At 62.8% G+C, this 14,933-nt stretch carries 12 protein-coding genes; 10 read left to right on the forward strand and 2 right to left on the reverse strand.

Annotation, left to right across the window (positions count from 1 at the left end; genetic code table 11):
* The first annotated feature begins 111 nt into the window (after positions 1-111).
* The 6 genes from betI (at position 112) to selO (ending at position 11,060) form a co-directional block, all read left to right on the forward strand.
* Positions 112-777 carry a transcriptional regulator BetI gene (gene betI, locus ABIE20_RS16960; RefSeq protein WP_429506081.1) on the forward strand — a complete coding sequence of 222 codons (666 nt, stop codon included), beginning with the start codon at positions 112-114 and terminating at the stop codon, positions 775-777.
* Positions 778-808: 31 nt separating this feature from the next.
* Positions 809-2,281, forward strand: a complete 1,473-nt coding sequence (gene betB, locus ABIE20_RS16965) for a betaine-aldehyde dehydrogenase (protein WP_429506082.1) — start codon at positions 809-811, stop codon at positions 2,279-2,281.
* A gap of 176 nt (positions 2,282-2,457) precedes the next feature.
* On the forward strand, positions 2,458-4,149 hold the full coding sequence (gene betA / locus ABIE20_RS16970; RefSeq protein ID WP_429506084.1) for a choline dehydrogenase: 1,692 nt from the start codon (positions 2,458-2,460) through the stop codon (positions 4,147-4,149).
* 259 nt (positions 4,150-4,408) lie between these two features.
* Positions 4,409-6,151 carry a potassium/proton antiporter gene (locus ABIE20_RS16975; protein WP_429506086.1) on the forward strand — a complete coding sequence of 581 codons (1,743 nt, stop codon included), beginning with the start codon at positions 4,409-4,411 and terminating at the stop codon, positions 6,149-6,151.
* A 39-nt stretch (positions 6,152-6,190) separates the two neighbouring features.
* The gene (mscK, locus tag ABIE20_RS16980) at positions 6,191-9,541 is read left to right on the forward strand and encodes a mechanosensitive channel MscK (RefSeq protein WP_429506087.1); all 3,351 of its coding nucleotides are present in this window, start codon (positions 6,191-6,193) and stop codon (positions 9,539-9,541) included.
* 58 nt (positions 9,542-9,599) lie between these two features.
* Positions 9,600-11,060: a protein adenylyltransferase SelO gene (selO, locus tag ABIE20_RS16985; protein ID WP_429506088.1), complete on the forward strand. Its 1,461-nt coding sequence runs from the start codon at positions 9,600-9,602 to the stop codon at positions 11,058-11,060.
* An 18-nt stretch (positions 11,061-11,078) separates the two neighbouring features.
* On the opposite strand, the gene ABIE20_RS16990 is transcribed toward selO, so the two are convergent.
* Positions 11,079-11,480 (reverse strand): helix-turn-helix domain-containing protein, encoded by a 402-nt coding sequence (locus ABIE20_RS16990; protein ID WP_429506089.1) that lies wholly within the window; start codon positions 11,478-11,480, stop codon positions 11,079-11,081.
* Between the two features lie 170 nt (positions 11,481-11,650).
* Here ABIE20_RS16990 and trxC point away from each other — a divergent pair, with 170 nt between their 5' ends.
* Entirely contained in the window at positions 11,651-12,085 is a 435-nt protein-coding gene (gene trxC / locus ABIE20_RS16995) for a thioredoxin TrxC (protein ID WP_429506090.1), read from the forward strand.
* Here the strand turns inward: trxC and ABIE20_RS17000 are convergent.
* Positions 12,082-12,855 (reverse strand): ParA family protein, encoded by a 774-nt coding sequence (locus ABIE20_RS17000; RefSeq protein WP_429506092.1) that lies wholly within the window; start codon positions 12,853-12,855, stop codon positions 12,082-12,084. The two genes, trxC and ABIE20_RS17000, sit on opposite strands and share 4 nt — an antisense overlap.
* A gap of 317 nt (positions 12,856-13,172) precedes the next feature.
* Here ABIE20_RS17000 and ABIE20_RS17005 point away from each other — a divergent pair, with 317 nt between their 5' ends.
* Genes ABIE20_RS17005 through ABIE20_RS17015 form a run of 3 tightly spaced genes read left to right on the forward strand, consistent with a single transcriptional unit; the run spans position 13,173 to position 14,924 of the window.
* A complete protein-coding gene (locus ABIE20_RS17005) occupies positions 13,173-13,889 on the forward strand; it encodes a beta-ketoacyl synthase chain length factor (RefSeq protein ID WP_429506093.1) in 717 nt (238 codons plus the stop codon).
* Positions 13,865-14,677 carry a lysophospholipid acyltransferase family protein gene (locus ABIE20_RS17010; protein WP_429506095.1) on the forward strand — a complete coding sequence of 271 codons (813 nt, stop codon included), beginning with the start codon at positions 13,865-13,867 and terminating at the stop codon, positions 14,675-14,677. The genes ABIE20_RS17005 and ABIE20_RS17010 overlap by 25 nt, the downstream gene beginning before the upstream one ends.
* Positions 14,652-14,924: a phosphopantetheine-binding protein gene (locus ABIE20_RS17015; RefSeq protein WP_010222262.1), complete on the forward strand. Its 273-nt coding sequence runs from the start codon at positions 14,652-14,654 to the stop codon at positions 14,922-14,924. The genes ABIE20_RS17010 and ABIE20_RS17015 overlap by 26 nt, the downstream gene beginning before the upstream one ends.
* The last annotated feature ends 9 nt before the right edge of the window (positions 14,925-14,933 follow it).

Below are 14,933 nucleotides of genomic sequence, written 5' to 3' on the forward strand. Positions count from 1 at the left end.
TGTCGCAGAGCTTATTCTTTGTTGATTGAACGTTCAATCAAAACAAAATAGACTGGCCTTCGCCGAGGCAGCCGCTCGTCGACTGCTCGCAGGCCTGAGGAGATTTGCAAGATGCCCAAGGTCGGTATGCAACCCATCCGCCGTCAGCAGTTGATCGAAGCCACGTTGCTGGCCATCGACCAGGTCGGCATGGGTGACGCCAGCATTGCGCTGATCGCCCGTTTGGCCGGTGTGTCGAATGGCATCATCAGTCACTACTTTCAGGACAAGAACGGCCTGATCGCAGCGACCATGCGGTACTTGATGAGCGTGCTGAACGAGAACGTCGTCGCCAACCGGCAGGCGCTCAAGGACAACAGCCCGCGTGCCCACCTGCAGGTGATCATCGAAGGCAACTTCGACGCCAGCCAGGTCAACGGCCCGGCAATGAAAACCTGGTTGGCCTTCTGGGCTTCCAGCATGCACCAGCCGTCTTTGCACAGGTTGCAGCGGATCAACGATCACCGCTTGTATTCCAACCTGTGCTGCCAGTTCCGCCGCGCCCTGCCGTTGCCAGAAGCACGTAGCGCGGCCCGCGGGCTGGCAGCCTTGATCGACGGTCTGTGGCTGCGCGGAGCGCTGTCCGGAGACGCTTTCGACACCGACCAGGCGAAACAAATCGCTTACGAATACATGGATCTACAACTGGCGAAACAGACGAGCCCGGACATGCAAAACCAGGCCTCTGAACCACCGCGCGCCGCGATTGCCAAACAAGCAGGAGCGCTGCACGGATAGCCAAACACACATATGCACTTGCGAGGACACTATGGCCCGTTTCGAACTGCAAAAACTCTACATTGATGGTGGTTATGTCGACGCTTCCAGCGACGCTACCTTCGACGCCATCAACCCGGCCAACGGCGAAGTCCTCGCCCAGGTGCAACGCGCTACCGAAGCCGACGTCGAGCGCGCGGTAGAAAGCGCCGAACGTGGCCAGAAAGTCTGGGCAGCGATGACCGCCATGCAGCGTTCGCGCATCCTGCGCCGCGCCGTCGACATCCTGCGCGAGCGCAACGATGAACTGGCCGCCCTGGAAACCCTGGACACCGGCAAGTCCTACTCCGAAACCCGCTACGTCGACATCGTCACCGGCGCCGACGTGCTGGAATACTACGCAGGCCTGGTACCGGCCATCGAAGGCGAGCAGATCCCGCTGCGCGACAGCTCGTTCGTCTACACCCGCCGCGAGCCGCTGGGCGTGACCGTCGGTATCGGCGCCTGGAACTACCCGATCCAGATCGCCCTGTGGAAATCCGCACCTGCCCTGGCGGCCGGTAACGCGATGATCTTCAAGCCGAGCGAAGTCACCTCGCTGACCACCCTGAAACTGGCTGAGATCTACACCGAAGCCGGCCTGCCGGACGGTGTGTTCAACGTCCTGACCGGCAGCGGCCGCGAAGTCGGCACCTGGCTGACCGAGCACCCGCGCATCGAGAAGATCTCGTTCACCGGCGGCACCACCACCGGCAAGAAGGTCATGGCCAGCGCCTCGAGCTCGACGCTCAAGGAAGTCACCATGGAACTGGGCGGCAAGTCGCCACTGATCATCTGCGACGACGCCGATCTGGATCGCGCCGCCGACATCGCCATGATGGCCAACTTCTACAGCTCGGGCCAGGTCTGCACCAACGGCACCCGCGTGTTCGTCCCTGCCTCGATGAAAGCGGCTTTCGAAGCCAAGATCGCCGAGCGCGTTGCGCGCATCCGCGTTGGCAACCCTGAAGACGAAAACACCAACTTCGGCCCGCTGGTCAGCTTCGCTCACATGGAAAGCGTGCTGGGCTACATCGCCAAGGGCAAGGAAGAAGGCGCACGCGTCCTGTGCGGCGGCCAGCGTCTGACCGAAGGCGAACTCGCCAAAGGCGCGTTCGTGGCACCGACCGTGTTCACCGATTGCCGTGACGACATGACCATCGTCAAAGAAGAGATCTTCGGCCCAGTAATGAGCATCCTCTCCTACGAGACCGAGGAAGAAGTCATTCGCCGCGCCAACGACACCGAATACGGCCTGGCCGCTGGCGTCTGCACCAACGACATCAGCCGCGCCCACCGCATCATCCACCAGCTGGAAGCCGGTATCTGCTGGATCAACGCCTGGGGCGAGTCGCCCGCCGAAATGCCGGTCGGCGGCTACAAGCAATCCGGTGTTGGCCGCGAAAACGGCGTGAGCTCGCTGGCTCAGTACACTCGTATTAAATCGGTGCAGGTGGAACTGGGTGCGTACAACTCGGTTTTCTGAGGTGACACGTAGCCAGATGCTCTGAAGCCTCAAGCTTCGAGCTGCAAGCTGCAAGTAAAAGCCGGTGCGCGTTATGCCAACCGGCACTTGCAGCTCCCACTAGATCGCGAGCCTTGCACGACCGCTTTTTCTTGCGGCTTGTAGCTTAAGGCTTGCAGCTGCTTTCGGAGAAAGCCATGGAATATGACTACATCATCGTCGGTGCCGGCTCTGCCGGTAACACCCTGGCGACCCGCCTGACCGAAGACGAAGGCGTTACCGTCCTGCTGCTCGAGGCCGGTGGCCCCGACTACCGCATGGACTTTCGCACCCAGATGCCAGCCGCGCTGGCTTTCCCGCTGCAAGGCCGTCGCTACAACTGGGCCTACGAGACCGACCCGGAGCCGCACATGGACGGCCGCCGGATGGAATGCGGTCGCGGCAAGGGCCTGGGTGGCTCGTCGCTGATCAACGGCATGTGCTACATCCGCGGCAACGCCATGGACTTCGACGGCTGGGCAAAACTGCCAGGCCTGGAAGACTGGAGCTACCTGGACTGCCTGCCGTACTTCCGCAAGGCGGAAACCCGCGACATCGGCGCCAACGATTACCACGGCGGCGAAGGCCCGGTCAGCGTGACCACGCCTAAAGCCGGCAACAACCCGCTGTTCCACGCCATGGTCGAAGCCGGCGTGCAAGCCGGTTACCCGCGTACCGAAGACCTGAACGGTTACCAGCAGGAAGGTTTCGGCCCGATGGACCGTACCGTGACGCCGAAAGGCCGTCGCTCCAGCACCGCTCGCGGCTACCTGGACATCGCCAAGAAGCGTTCGACCCTGACCATCGTCACCCACGCCCTGAGCGATCGCGTACTGTTCGACGGCAAGCGCGCCGTGGGCGTGAGCTACCTGGTCGGCGCCAGCGAAGAGCGCGTCGAAGCCCGTGCGCGCAAGGAAGTGATCGTCTGCTCCGGCGCCATCGCTTCGCCGCAACTGCTGCAACGCTCCGGCGTAGGCCCGCGCGCCCTGCTGGAAAGCCTCGATGTGCCTGTGGTTCACGACCTGCCGGGCGTGGGCGAAAACCTGCAGGACCACCTTGAGCTGTACCTGCAGTACGCCTGCACCCAGCCAGTTTCGCTGTACCCGTCGCTGCTCTGGTACAACCAGCCGGCCATCGGTGCCGAGTGGCTGTTCAACGGCACCGGTATCGGCGCCAGCAACCAGTTCGAAGCTGGCGGCTTCATCCGTACTCGCGAAGAGTTCGAATGGCCGAACATCCAGTACCACTTCCTGCCGGTGGCGATCAATTACAACGGCAGCAACGGCGTACAGGAACACGGCTTCCAGGCCCACATGGGCTCGATGCGCTCGCCTAGCCGCGGCCGTATCCAGCTCAAGTCGAAAGACCCGCGCCAGCACCCGAGCATCCTGTTCAACTACATGGCGACCGAGCAGGACTGGCAGGAATTTCGTGACGGCATCCGCCTGACCCGCGAAATCATGGCCCAGCCTGCACTGGACGCCTACCGTGGCCGCGAAATCAGCCCGGGCGCCGACGTGCAAACTGACGAGGAGCTGGACAAGTTCATCCGCGAGCACGCCGAAACCGCGTTCCACCCGTCCTGCTCGTGCAAGATGGGCGACGACGACATGGCCGTGGTCGACGGCGAGGGCCGCGTGCATGGCATGCAGGGCCTGCGTGTGGTCGATGCCTCGATCATGCCGATCATCATCACCGGCAACCTCAACGCCACCACGATCATGATCGCCGAGAAGATCGCCGACAAGATCCGCAACCGCCAGCCGCTGCCACGCAGCACCGCCAAGTACTACGTCGCCAACGGCGCGCCAGTCAAAGGCAAGGCGATGCGTGAGGTCAAGCAGGCGTAAAACCCTGCCGCCCCCATCGCTGGCAAGGCCAGCTCCCACAATTCAGGGTTGATCATCCTTCCCTGTGGGAGCCGGCCTTGCCGGCGATGAGGGCCTTGCCAGCGACATAAAGAAAAAGCACCTGCCCGGTGCTTTTTTTGTCCCCGCGATTAACCCTTTACAGCCCGCCAACCCCTCAGGTTAGAATCCTTGGCACGCGACCTGCTTGATATTCAAAGCAAACCGCCCCTCCCTTCTGCTTTTCCCCGGAGTACTGCCTTTGGATGCGTCCACCATCAATAGCCTGTTCTTGATCGGCGCATTGCTGGTAGGTGCAAGTATTCTGGTCAGCTCACTGTCATCGCGCCTGGGCATCCCGATCCTGGTCATCATCCTCGCGGTCGGCATGATTGCCGGGGTCGACGGTGGCGGCATCATCTTCAACAATTACCCGACCGCTTATCTGGTGGGCAACCTGGCGCTGGCGGTGATCCTCCTCGACGGCGGCCTGCGCACGCGGGTGGCGAGTTTCCGCGTGGCCCTGTGGCCGGCGCTGTCGCTGGCCACCGTCGGCGTGCTGATCACCACCGGCCTGACCGGCATGGTCGCCGCCTGGCTGTTCGACCTGAGCCTGATCCAGGGCCTGCTGATCGGCGCCATCGTCGGTTCCACTGACGCTGCGGCGGTATTCTCGCTGCTCGGTGGCAAGGGCCTGAACGAACGGGTGACGGCAACCCTGGAAATCGAATCGGGCAGCAACGACCCGATGGCGGTGTTCCTCACCGTGACCCTGATCGACATGATCGCCAGCGGCCAGACCGGCCTGCACTGGAGCCTGCTCACCCACCTGCTGCGCGAGTTCGGCATCGGTGGCCTGCTGGGCCTGGGTGGCGGCTGGCTGCTGCTGCAACTGGTCAACCGCATCAACCTGGCCGGCGGCCTCTACCCGATCCTGGTTGTGGCCGGCGGCCTGGTGGTGTTCTCGCTGACCAACGCCCTGCACGGCAGCGGCTTCCTTGCGGTGTACTTGTGCGGCCTGGTGCTTGGCAACCGGCCGATCCGCAGCCGCCACGGCATCCTGCACATGCTCGACGGCATGGCCTGGCTGGCGCAGATCGGCATGTTCCTGGTCCTCGGCCTGCTGGTCACGCCGCACGACCTGCTGCCCATCGCCTTGCCGGCACTGGGCCTGGCACTGTGGATGATCATTTTCGCCCGGCCGCTGTCGGTGGTTGCCGCCCTGCTGCCGTTCAAGGCCTTCCATGGCCGCGAAAAAGCTTTTATCTCCTGGGTCGGCCTGCGCGGTGCGGTGCCGATCATTCTCGCCGTGTTCCCGCTGATGGCCGGGTTGCCCGATGCACAGCTGTTCTTCAACCTGGCGTTCTTCATCGTCCTGGTTTCGCTGCTGGTGCAGGGCACCAGCCTGCCGTGGGTGGCCAAGCTGCTCAAAGTGACGGTACCGCCAGACCCTGCGCCCATCTCCCGTTCGGCCCTGGAAGTGCACATCACCAGCGAGTGGGAGTTGTTCGTCTACCGCCTGGGCGCAGAAAAATGGTGCATCGGCGCCGCCCTGCGCGAACTGAAAATGCCCGAAGGCACCCGAATCGCGGCGCTGTTTCGTGGCCAGCAACTGCTCCATCCGTCGGGAAGTACCACCCTGGAAGTCGACGATCTGCTCTGCGTGATCGGCCACGAACACAACCTGCCGGCCCTCGGCAAGCTATTCAGCCAGGCGCCGCAGCGTGGCCTGGACCTGCGCTTCTTTGGTGACTTCGTGCTCGAAGGTGACGCAGAACTGGGGGCTGTAGCGGCGTTGTACGGTTTGCAGCTCGATGGCCAGGACCCGCATATGCCGCTCAGTCGCTTCATCGCGCAGAAGGTTGGCGGCGCGCCGGTGGTCGGCGACCAGATCGAATGGAACAGTACCTTGTGGACTGTTGCGGTAATGGAAGGGAACAAGATCCTTAAAGTGGGCGTCAAATTCCCCGAAGGTACTCGACCCGGCCCAGGGTTGTTCCTTTAAACTCCGTTCTTCGCCTCTGCCTGTACGAATTTTCTGCCTATGTCCCTGCGCACGTTTTTAAGCGCAGCCCTGATCGGGCTGTGCCTGTCCTTCTCCCCGGTGTGGGCGGCGGAACCGCCGACCACAGCATCGATCCAGAAAAGCCTCGACAAAATCGCCGAACGCAAGCTGCCCGAGGCTGAACAGAAAGCCCTGCAGCAGGTGCTGGAAAAGACCCTGGCATTCCTCGGCAACAAAGAGGACAGCGAGAAGAAGCTCACCGCGCTCAAGCACCAGCTCAGCGATGCGCCGCGCCAGACCAGCGAAAACCAGCGCGAGCTGGCCAAGCTCAAGGACAGCAAGGTCATTCCGGTCGCCCAACGCTACGCTACCTCCAGCGTACCGCAGTTGGAGCAACTACTGGCCGAGCGCACGACCGAGCAGGGCGAACTGCAAAAAGCGCTGTCCGAAGCCAACAGCTTGACCATCACCGCACAAACCCGGCCCGAGCGGGCCCAGGCAGAAATCAGCGCCAACCAGACCCGCACCCAGCAGATCAACACCAGCCTGAAGATCGGCAAGGACGGCGGCAAACCGCTTAGCGCCGACCAGCGCAACCAACTCAACGCCGAACTGGCCGCGCTCAACGCCCTGACCCTGCTGCGCCGCCAGGAACTGGCCGGCAACAGCCTGCTGCAAGACCTGGGCAACAGCCAGCATGACCTGCTGATCGAGCGCGCCGCGCGCCTGGAGCAGGAAATCCAGGACCTGCAGACGCTGATCAACCAGAAGCGCCTGGCCCAGTCCCAGCAAACCGTCACCGAGCAGTCGATCGAAGCGCAGAAGGCCGGCGGAAGCACCCTGCTGGCCACTGAAAGCGCCGCCAACCTCAAGCTCTCCGACTACCTGCTGCGCAGCACCGACAGCCTCAACGACCTGACCCAGCAGAACCTCAAGACCAAGCAGCAGCTGGACACCCTGACCCAGAGCGACCAGGCCCTGGACGAGCAGATCAGCGTGCTCAAGGGCAGCCTGTTGCTGTCGAAGATCCTCTACAAACAGAAGCAGGCGCTGCCACACCTGAAGCTCGACCGCGACCTGGCCGACCAGATCGCCGACATCCGTCTGTACCAGTTCGAGATCAACCAGCAGCGCGAGCAGATCAGCAGCCCAAGCAGCTATGTCGACAAGCTGCTCGCCGCGCAGCCACCCGAGACCGTCACCCCGCAACTGCGCAAGGCACTGCTGGAAGTGGCGATCACTCGCAGCGACCTGCTCGAACGCCTGAACCGTGAACTGAGCGCGCTGCTCAATGAATCGATCACCCTGCAACTGAACCAGAAGCAACTGTTCAGCACCGCGCAGAACCTGCGTGCAACCCTTGATGAGCAGATGTTCTGGATTCCCAGCAACAAGCCGCTGGACCTGGAATGGCTGCGCAGCGTGCCCGAGCGCCTGCAGAAACAGGTGGTCAGCCTGCCCTGGGGTTCAGGCCTGAGGGAGCTGACCGACGGCCTGGCCCAGCGCCCGTTGTTGTTCCTGCCCTTGCTGCTGCTGATCGGCGCCCTGCTGTGGCGGCGCAAGTACCTGTATGCGCGCCTGACCAAGGTTCACCAGGATGTCGGCCACTTCAAGCGTGACAGCCAGTGGCACACGCCCCAGGCGATCCTGATCAACATCCTCCTGGCCATGCCTCTGAGCCTGGGCCTGGCCCTGTGCGGCTACGCCCTGCAGATCGACGCCCGCGGGCAGAACGCCAACCTCGCCTCGGCGCTGTTCCAGATAGCCCAGGCCTGGCTGGTGTTCTACACCGCCTACCGGATACTCGCCCCGGGCGGGGTGGCCGAATTGCACTTTCGCTGGGAAAAGCCCCAGGTCGAATTCCTCCGCGGCTGGATCCGCCGCCTCGGCACCGTGGTCCTGGCCCTGGTCGGGGTGGTGGCAGTGGCCGAGCATCAACCCTCGGCACTGGCAGAAGATGTGCTCGGCATCGGCGTGGTGCTGACCTGCTACGCGTTGATGGCCTGGCTGCTCAGCCGCCTGCTGCTGAGCAGCCCCACCCATCGCAACACCTCGCTGTTCCGCAAGGCCGTGGGCGTGGCTTTCACCGCGCTGCCGGTGGCGCTGTTCATCGCCGTGTGCTTTGGCTACTACTACACCGCGCTCAAGCTCACCGACCGCCTGATCGACACCCTGTACCTGCTGATGTTCTGGCTGGTGATCGAAGCCGCCTTCGTCCGTGGCCTGGCCGTGGCTGCCCGGCGCCTGGCCTACCAGCGGGCACTGAGCAAGCGCCAGGCAGCCAAGGAAGGCCTGGATGGCGAAGTGCTGGTTGAAGAGCCAACCCTGGACATCGAACAGGTCAACCAGCAATCCCTGCGCCTGATTCGCCTGGCCCTGCTCGGCGGCTTCATCGGCGCCCTGTACTGGGTCTGGTCGGACCTGATCAGCGTGTTCGCCTACCTCGACAACATCACTCTGTACGAGTACACAAGCGGTACCGGCGCGGCCATGAGCATGGTGCCGATCAGCCTGCGCGACCTGCTGGGCGCACTGGTGATCATCGGCATCACCATTGCCCTGGCCGGCAACCTGCCGGGCCTGCTCGAAGTGCTGGTGCTGTCACGCCTGAACCTGGCCCAGGGCAGCGCCTACGCCACCACCACGCTGCTGTCCTACGTGATTGCCGGGGTTGGCTTTGTTTCCACCCTGTCAGCCCTGGGCGTCAGCTGGGACAAGCTGCAATGGCTGGTGGCGGCGCTGTCGGTGGGCCTGGGCTTTGGCATGCAGGAGATCTTCGCCAACTTCATCTCCGGGATCATGATCCTGTTCGAGCGCCCGGTGCGCATCGGCGACACCATCACCATCGGCAACCTCTCGGGCACGGTGAGCAAGATCCGCATCCGCGCCACCACCATCACCGACTTCGACCGCAAGGACATCATTGTCCCGAACAAGACCTTCATCACCGGGCAATTGATCAACTGGTCGCTGACCGACACCATCACCCGGGTGACCCTCAAGCTCGGCGTCGACTACGGCTCGGACCTCGACCTGGTGCGCACCCTGTTGCTCAAGGCAGCCAACGACAACCCGCGGGTACTCAAGGAGCCGGCGCCGATCGTCTACTTCCTGAACTTCGGCGAGAGCACCCTGGACCACGAACTGCGCATGCACGTACGCGACCTGGGCGACCGCAACCCGGTGCTCGACGAGATCAACCGCTACATCAACAAAGAGTTCAAGAAGCAGCACATCAACATCTCCTTCCGGCAGATGGAGATCTACCTGAAGAACATGCAGGGCCAGGAGTACAAGATGGTCCCGGTGGAAAACCTCGACAAGACCGTACTGCCAACCGCCAGCAATGGCGAGAAGCCCGGTGACGAGGCCGCCGGCAAACCGGCCTGACTGGACGCCAGCGGCCATACCCTTGCAGAATACTCAGGTTTTCTCCAGGAGATGGCCGTTGAAAGCCCTCGACGAACTGACTTTCGATAACCGTTTCGCCCGCCTGGGCGATGCCTTCTCTACTTCGGTGCTGCCCGAGCCGATTGCCGAGCCGCGTCTGGTGGTTGCCAGCGAAGCGGCCATGGCGCTGCTCAACCTTGAGCCCACCGAGGCCCATTCGCCGGTATTTGCCGAACTGTTCAGCGGCCACAAGCTGTGGGCCGAGGCCGAACCGCGGGCGATGGTCTATTCCGGGCACCAGTTCGGCTCCTACAACCCGCGCCTGGGCGATGGCCGCGGGCTGTTGCTGGGCGAGGTGCGCAACGACGCCGGCCAGTCCTGGGACCTGCACCTCAAGGGCGCCGGGCAGACGCCTTACTCGCGCATGGGCGACGGCCGCGCCGTGCTGCGTTCGTCGATCCGCGAGTTCCTTGCCAGCGAGGCCCTGCCGGCCCTGGGCATCCCCAGCAGCCGCGCGCTGTGCGTGATCGGCTCGAGCACGCCGGTGTGGCGCGAAACCCAGGAGCGCGCGGCCATGCTGCTGCGCCTGGCGCCGAGCCACATCCGCTTCGGGCATTTCGAATACTTCTACTACACCCGCCAGCCCGAGCAGCAGCGCATCCTCGCCGAGCACGTGCTCAACAACCACTTTGCCGAGTGCAAGGACGACCCTGAACCGTACCTGGCGATGTTCCGCACCATCGTCGAGCGCAATGCCGAGCTGATCGCCCGCTGGCAGGCCTACGGTTTTTGCCACGGGGTGATGAACACCGACAACATGTCGATCCTGGGCATCACCTTCGACTTTGGCCCCTACGCCTTCCTCGACGACTTCGACGCCAACTTCATCTGCAACCACTCCGATGACCAGGGCCGCTACAGCTACAGCAACCAGGTGCCCATTGCCCACTGGAACCTCAGCGCCCTGGCCCAGGCACTGACGCCGTTCATCAGCGTCGAAGCGCTGAAGCAAACCCTGGAGCTGTTCCTGCCGCTATACGAGGCCCATTACCTGGACCTGATGCGCCGGCGCCTGGGCCTGACCCAGGCCGAAGACGCCGACAAGCTGCTGATCGAACGCCTGCTGCAACTGATGCAGCCCGGGGCGGTGGATTACACCCTGTTCTTCCGCCATCTTGGCGACCAGCCCGCCGAGCAGGCGCTGCAGGTGGTGCGCGACGACTTCATCGACCTGGCCGGCTTTGACCTGTGGTCAGCCGATTACCTGGCGCGCCTGCAGCGCGAGCCCGGCAACGCCGAAGGCCGGCGCGAGCGCATGCATGCGGTCAACCCGCTGTACATCCTGCGCAACTACCTGGCCCAGCGCGCCATCGAGGCCGCCGAGGGGGGTGACTACGAGGAAGTACGCCGCCTGCACCAGGTGCTGAGCAAACCGTTCGACGAGCAGCCGGGCATGCAGGCCTACGCCCAGCGGCCGCCGGAATGGGGTAAGCACTTGGAGATCAGTTGCTCGTCGTGAGGCCTGCGCCTCTGATCTTCAGAAGAACACGTCCGCGGGCACCGAAAAGCGCTTGGCCAGTTCACGCACCTGACGCAGATTGAGCTGACGCTTGCCCGCCAGCACCTCTGACACTACCGATTGCGAACCAATCTCCGGCAGATCACTTTGCTTGAGACCATGTTCCTGCATCAGGTAGCGCAACGTGTCGACGCCACTGGCCCGGGGCAAAGGTCGATGCGCATGGTCATAGGCCTGCAGCATATCCCCCAGATGTACGGCGAGACTTGCCAGGGGATGGTTCTCATCCTCGCCGACCAAAACCAGCAGTTCATCCAGCGATTCGGCCAGTGCATCGTAGTCCGCTTCGCTGGCTGGTTTGCGCAACAACGGCGACACATACTGCCAATGCGCTGCTGCTTGCTTGATCAGTGGGCTCATTGCCTTCACTCCTTCCACTTGCCTTTGTCATATGAGGCCTTAGCAAATATCGCAATCTGCGATATTTATCAAAACATTCCGGATAATCGGCAAGCAAGCGGCGGCGGTATTTGTCTTTGCCCGAGAATGTTCTTAGTGTTTCAGCATTCTCACCCTTCTCAGGTACTCAAATGAGCGACCCACTACTTATCCCCTGCCCCCACTGCAACGGCCTCAACCGCATTCCCGGCGAGCGTCTTGGCGACAGCCCTAAATGCGGCCGCTGCAAAAAACCGGTCCTGCTGAGCACGCCGTTCGATTTAAAACAGGGCGACTACGCCAGCCAGATCAAGGGCGACCTGCCGCTGCTGATCGATGTCTGGGCCGAATGGTGCGGGCCGTGCAAGTCGTTCGCGCCGATCTTCGCCCAGGCGGCCAGCCAGCTCAGCGGGCGCTGCCGCCTGGCCAAGCTGGACAGCGAGGCCAACCAGCAACTAGCCGGGCAATTGGCGGTTCGTTCGATCCCAAGCCTGATTCTGTTCAAAAACGGCCGGGAGGTGGCGCGTCAGAGCGGTGCATTCCCACTCCAGCAACTGCTGGAGTGGCTGCGCAGCCAGGGCGTTTAAGCGCCTTCTTCGAGCAAGGCGTGCAGTTCGACGAACTGCTGGGTTAGCTTGTGTCGCGGTTCCAGGTGAATCAGCGGCAGGCTGGCCTGGTGTGATTCACGCATCTTCACCGAACTGTTGAGGTACACCGGCAGCACCGGCAAGCCCTCGGCGAGCAGTTCATCAAGCATCTGCTGGGGCAGGCTGGCGCGAGCCTGGAACTGGTTGACGACGATGCCTTCGACCTGCAGGTCTTCGTTGTGATCATCCTTGAGCTCTTCGATTTCAGCTAGCAGGCCGTACAGGGCCTGGCGCGAGAAACTGTCGCAATCGAAGGGGATCAACACACGATCAGCGGCTATCAGCGCTGAAACCGCATAGAAATTCAGCGCTGGCGGGGTGTCCAGATAGATCCGGTCGTAGTCTTCGTCCAGCTCATCCAGCAGTTTGCGCAGCTTGTTGATCTTGTGCTTGGCCTCAAGTTTGGGTTGCAGGTCGGCAAGCTCGGCGGTGGCGGTCACCACATGCAGGTTGTCGAAGGGCGTTTCGTAGATATCGACCTTGTTCTTCTTGGCAAACGGCCCGGACGACAGGGTCTGCTTGAAGAAGTCGGCAATGCCCATGGGAATATCCTCGCCGGTCAGCCCGGTGAGGTACTGGGTCGAGTTGGCCTGGGCATCCAGGTCGATCAGCAGGGTCCGATAGCCTTCATTGGCACTCACCGCCGCCAGGTTGCAGGCAATGCTCGACTTGCCAACGCCACCTTTCTGATTGAACACCACGCGCCGCATGGAATGACCTCCGTGTGTCTGGGGATGAGCGAGTATGTGCGGCCAATGCCGGCTTGACCAGCCGCCAATGGCTCAAGTTTTTGGCGATCCGACCGAATAAACAACACCGCCATTGGTCGGGAAACCTCGGATCGGTCCGACGAATCTTAAGGACCGCTGTCTGTTGCACACGACAATCCGTACAACCATTATTTGCTACACACCAACTCCACCGGGATAATGCGCGCCACTCGGCGATTGCGCCACACCCCTGTCAGGTCGTTGTTCCGAGTCACTCCCTCGGCAAGGAAGTCCCTCAGGGCGGGAAGTACAGCAACGTGATCACATTCAATATCAGCCAATGGCGCGCGTGGGCACCAGGCCTGCAGACGGCTGCCGATTGGCAGGCCTGGAGCCAGGCAAAGCACACGCCGGCAGTGGCTGAACAGGCACCGGATGTGTCGTTTTTGCCGGCCATGCAGCGCCGCCGCCTGAGCCGCCTGGCGCGCATGGCCTTTGCCGTGGGCTGGCCACTGGCCGAAGGTTTGCAGGATTTGCCGCTGGTGTTCGTCTCCCGACACGGCGAAACCCCGCGCACCTTCGAGATTCTCAGCGACCTGGCCAACGAGCAGCCGCTGTCGCCAACCCAGTTCAGCCTGTCGGTACACAACGCGGTGATCGGCCTGTGGTCGATCATGCGTGGCGAAACCAGCGAAATGACCGCCCTGGCTGCTGCCGGTGACGGTTTCGAGCAAGGCGTGATGGAAGCCGCCTGCCTGCTGCGTGAAGGCGCCGCAGCGGTGCTGCTGATCGTTACAGAAGAGCAGCCGCCCGCGGCCTACGGCCCATGGATTGCTGACGTGCCTTTTGCCTATGCCCTGGGCCTGCTGCTGACACCTGGCGATGACTGGCAACTGACCCTGGGCGACATCAGCACCGCTGCAGTTGCAAGCGAACCCCATGCCCTGAGCTGGTTGCGTTGCCTGCTCAAAGGCAACAGCACTTGTACCCACACCTGGAAGAGCCGCACATGGAACTGGCAACGCAAGCCATAAGCAGACCGCGCGACGCCTATTACTGGCGCCTGCTCGCCACCGCCGTCAGCTTTCTGCTGTTCGGGGTCGGCGGCCTGTGCCTGCGTCTGCTGGTCTTCCCGCTGCTGGCCTGCCTGCCCGGCGACAGCGCCCGCCATCGTCAGCGCGCCCGGCACACCATCAGCTGGCTATTCTGGCGTTTCATCCGCTTCATGGCCGCCAGCGGCGTGCTCACCTACGAGGTCAAGGGCGCTGAAAAGCTCGGCCGCCCGGGACAAATGGTTATCGCCAACCACCCGTCGCTGATCGACGTGGTATTTCTCATCGGCCTGGTGCGCCAGGCCAACTGCGTGGTCAAGCAGAGCCTCTGGCACAACCCCTGTACCCGCGGCCCGGTGCGTTCGGCCGAATACATCAGCAACGACGGCAGCATGGACATGCTCGACAGCGCCGTCGGCGCCCTACAAGGCGGCCAGACCCTGATCATCTTCCCCGAAGGCACCCGCACCCAGCCGGGCCAACCGCCTGCCTTTCATCGCGGCGCCGCAGCTATCGCCCTGCGCGGCGCAAAGATCATTACCCCGGTGACCATCAAGGTCTCCCCCAGCACCCTGACCAAGGCCGAGCCCTGGTACCGCATTCCCCAGCGCCGGGTGCACTTCAGCCTGCAGGTCGGTGCCGACATCGATCCGCAGGCCTTCGCCGCACAAGGCCCTGCCCCGCAAGCCTCGCGCAAACTCAACGATCACCTGCATCAGCACTTCACCAAGGAGCTCGCCGAAGATGAGCGATCCACAGAACACTCTTAACCACGACATCAAGCTGTTGATCATCGACGCCCTGGGCCTTGAAGACATCAGTGCCCAGGACATCGGTGACGAGCAGACCCTGTTCGGCGAAGGCCTGGGCCTGGATTCGGTAGACGCCCTCGAGCTCGGCCTGGCGATCCAGAAAAAGTACGGCATCAAGATCGACGCCGACGCCAAGGACACCCGTAACCATTTCACCAGCGTGGCCAGCCTTGCGGCTTTCGTCACCGCCAAACAGGCAGCCTGAGACAGCACC

The organism is Pseudomonas sp. 2835 (assembly GCF_050435905.1).
In the GTDB taxonomy this organism is placed as follows: Bacteria; Pseudomonadota; Gammaproteobacteria; order Pseudomonadales; family Pseudomonadaceae; genus Aquipseudomonas.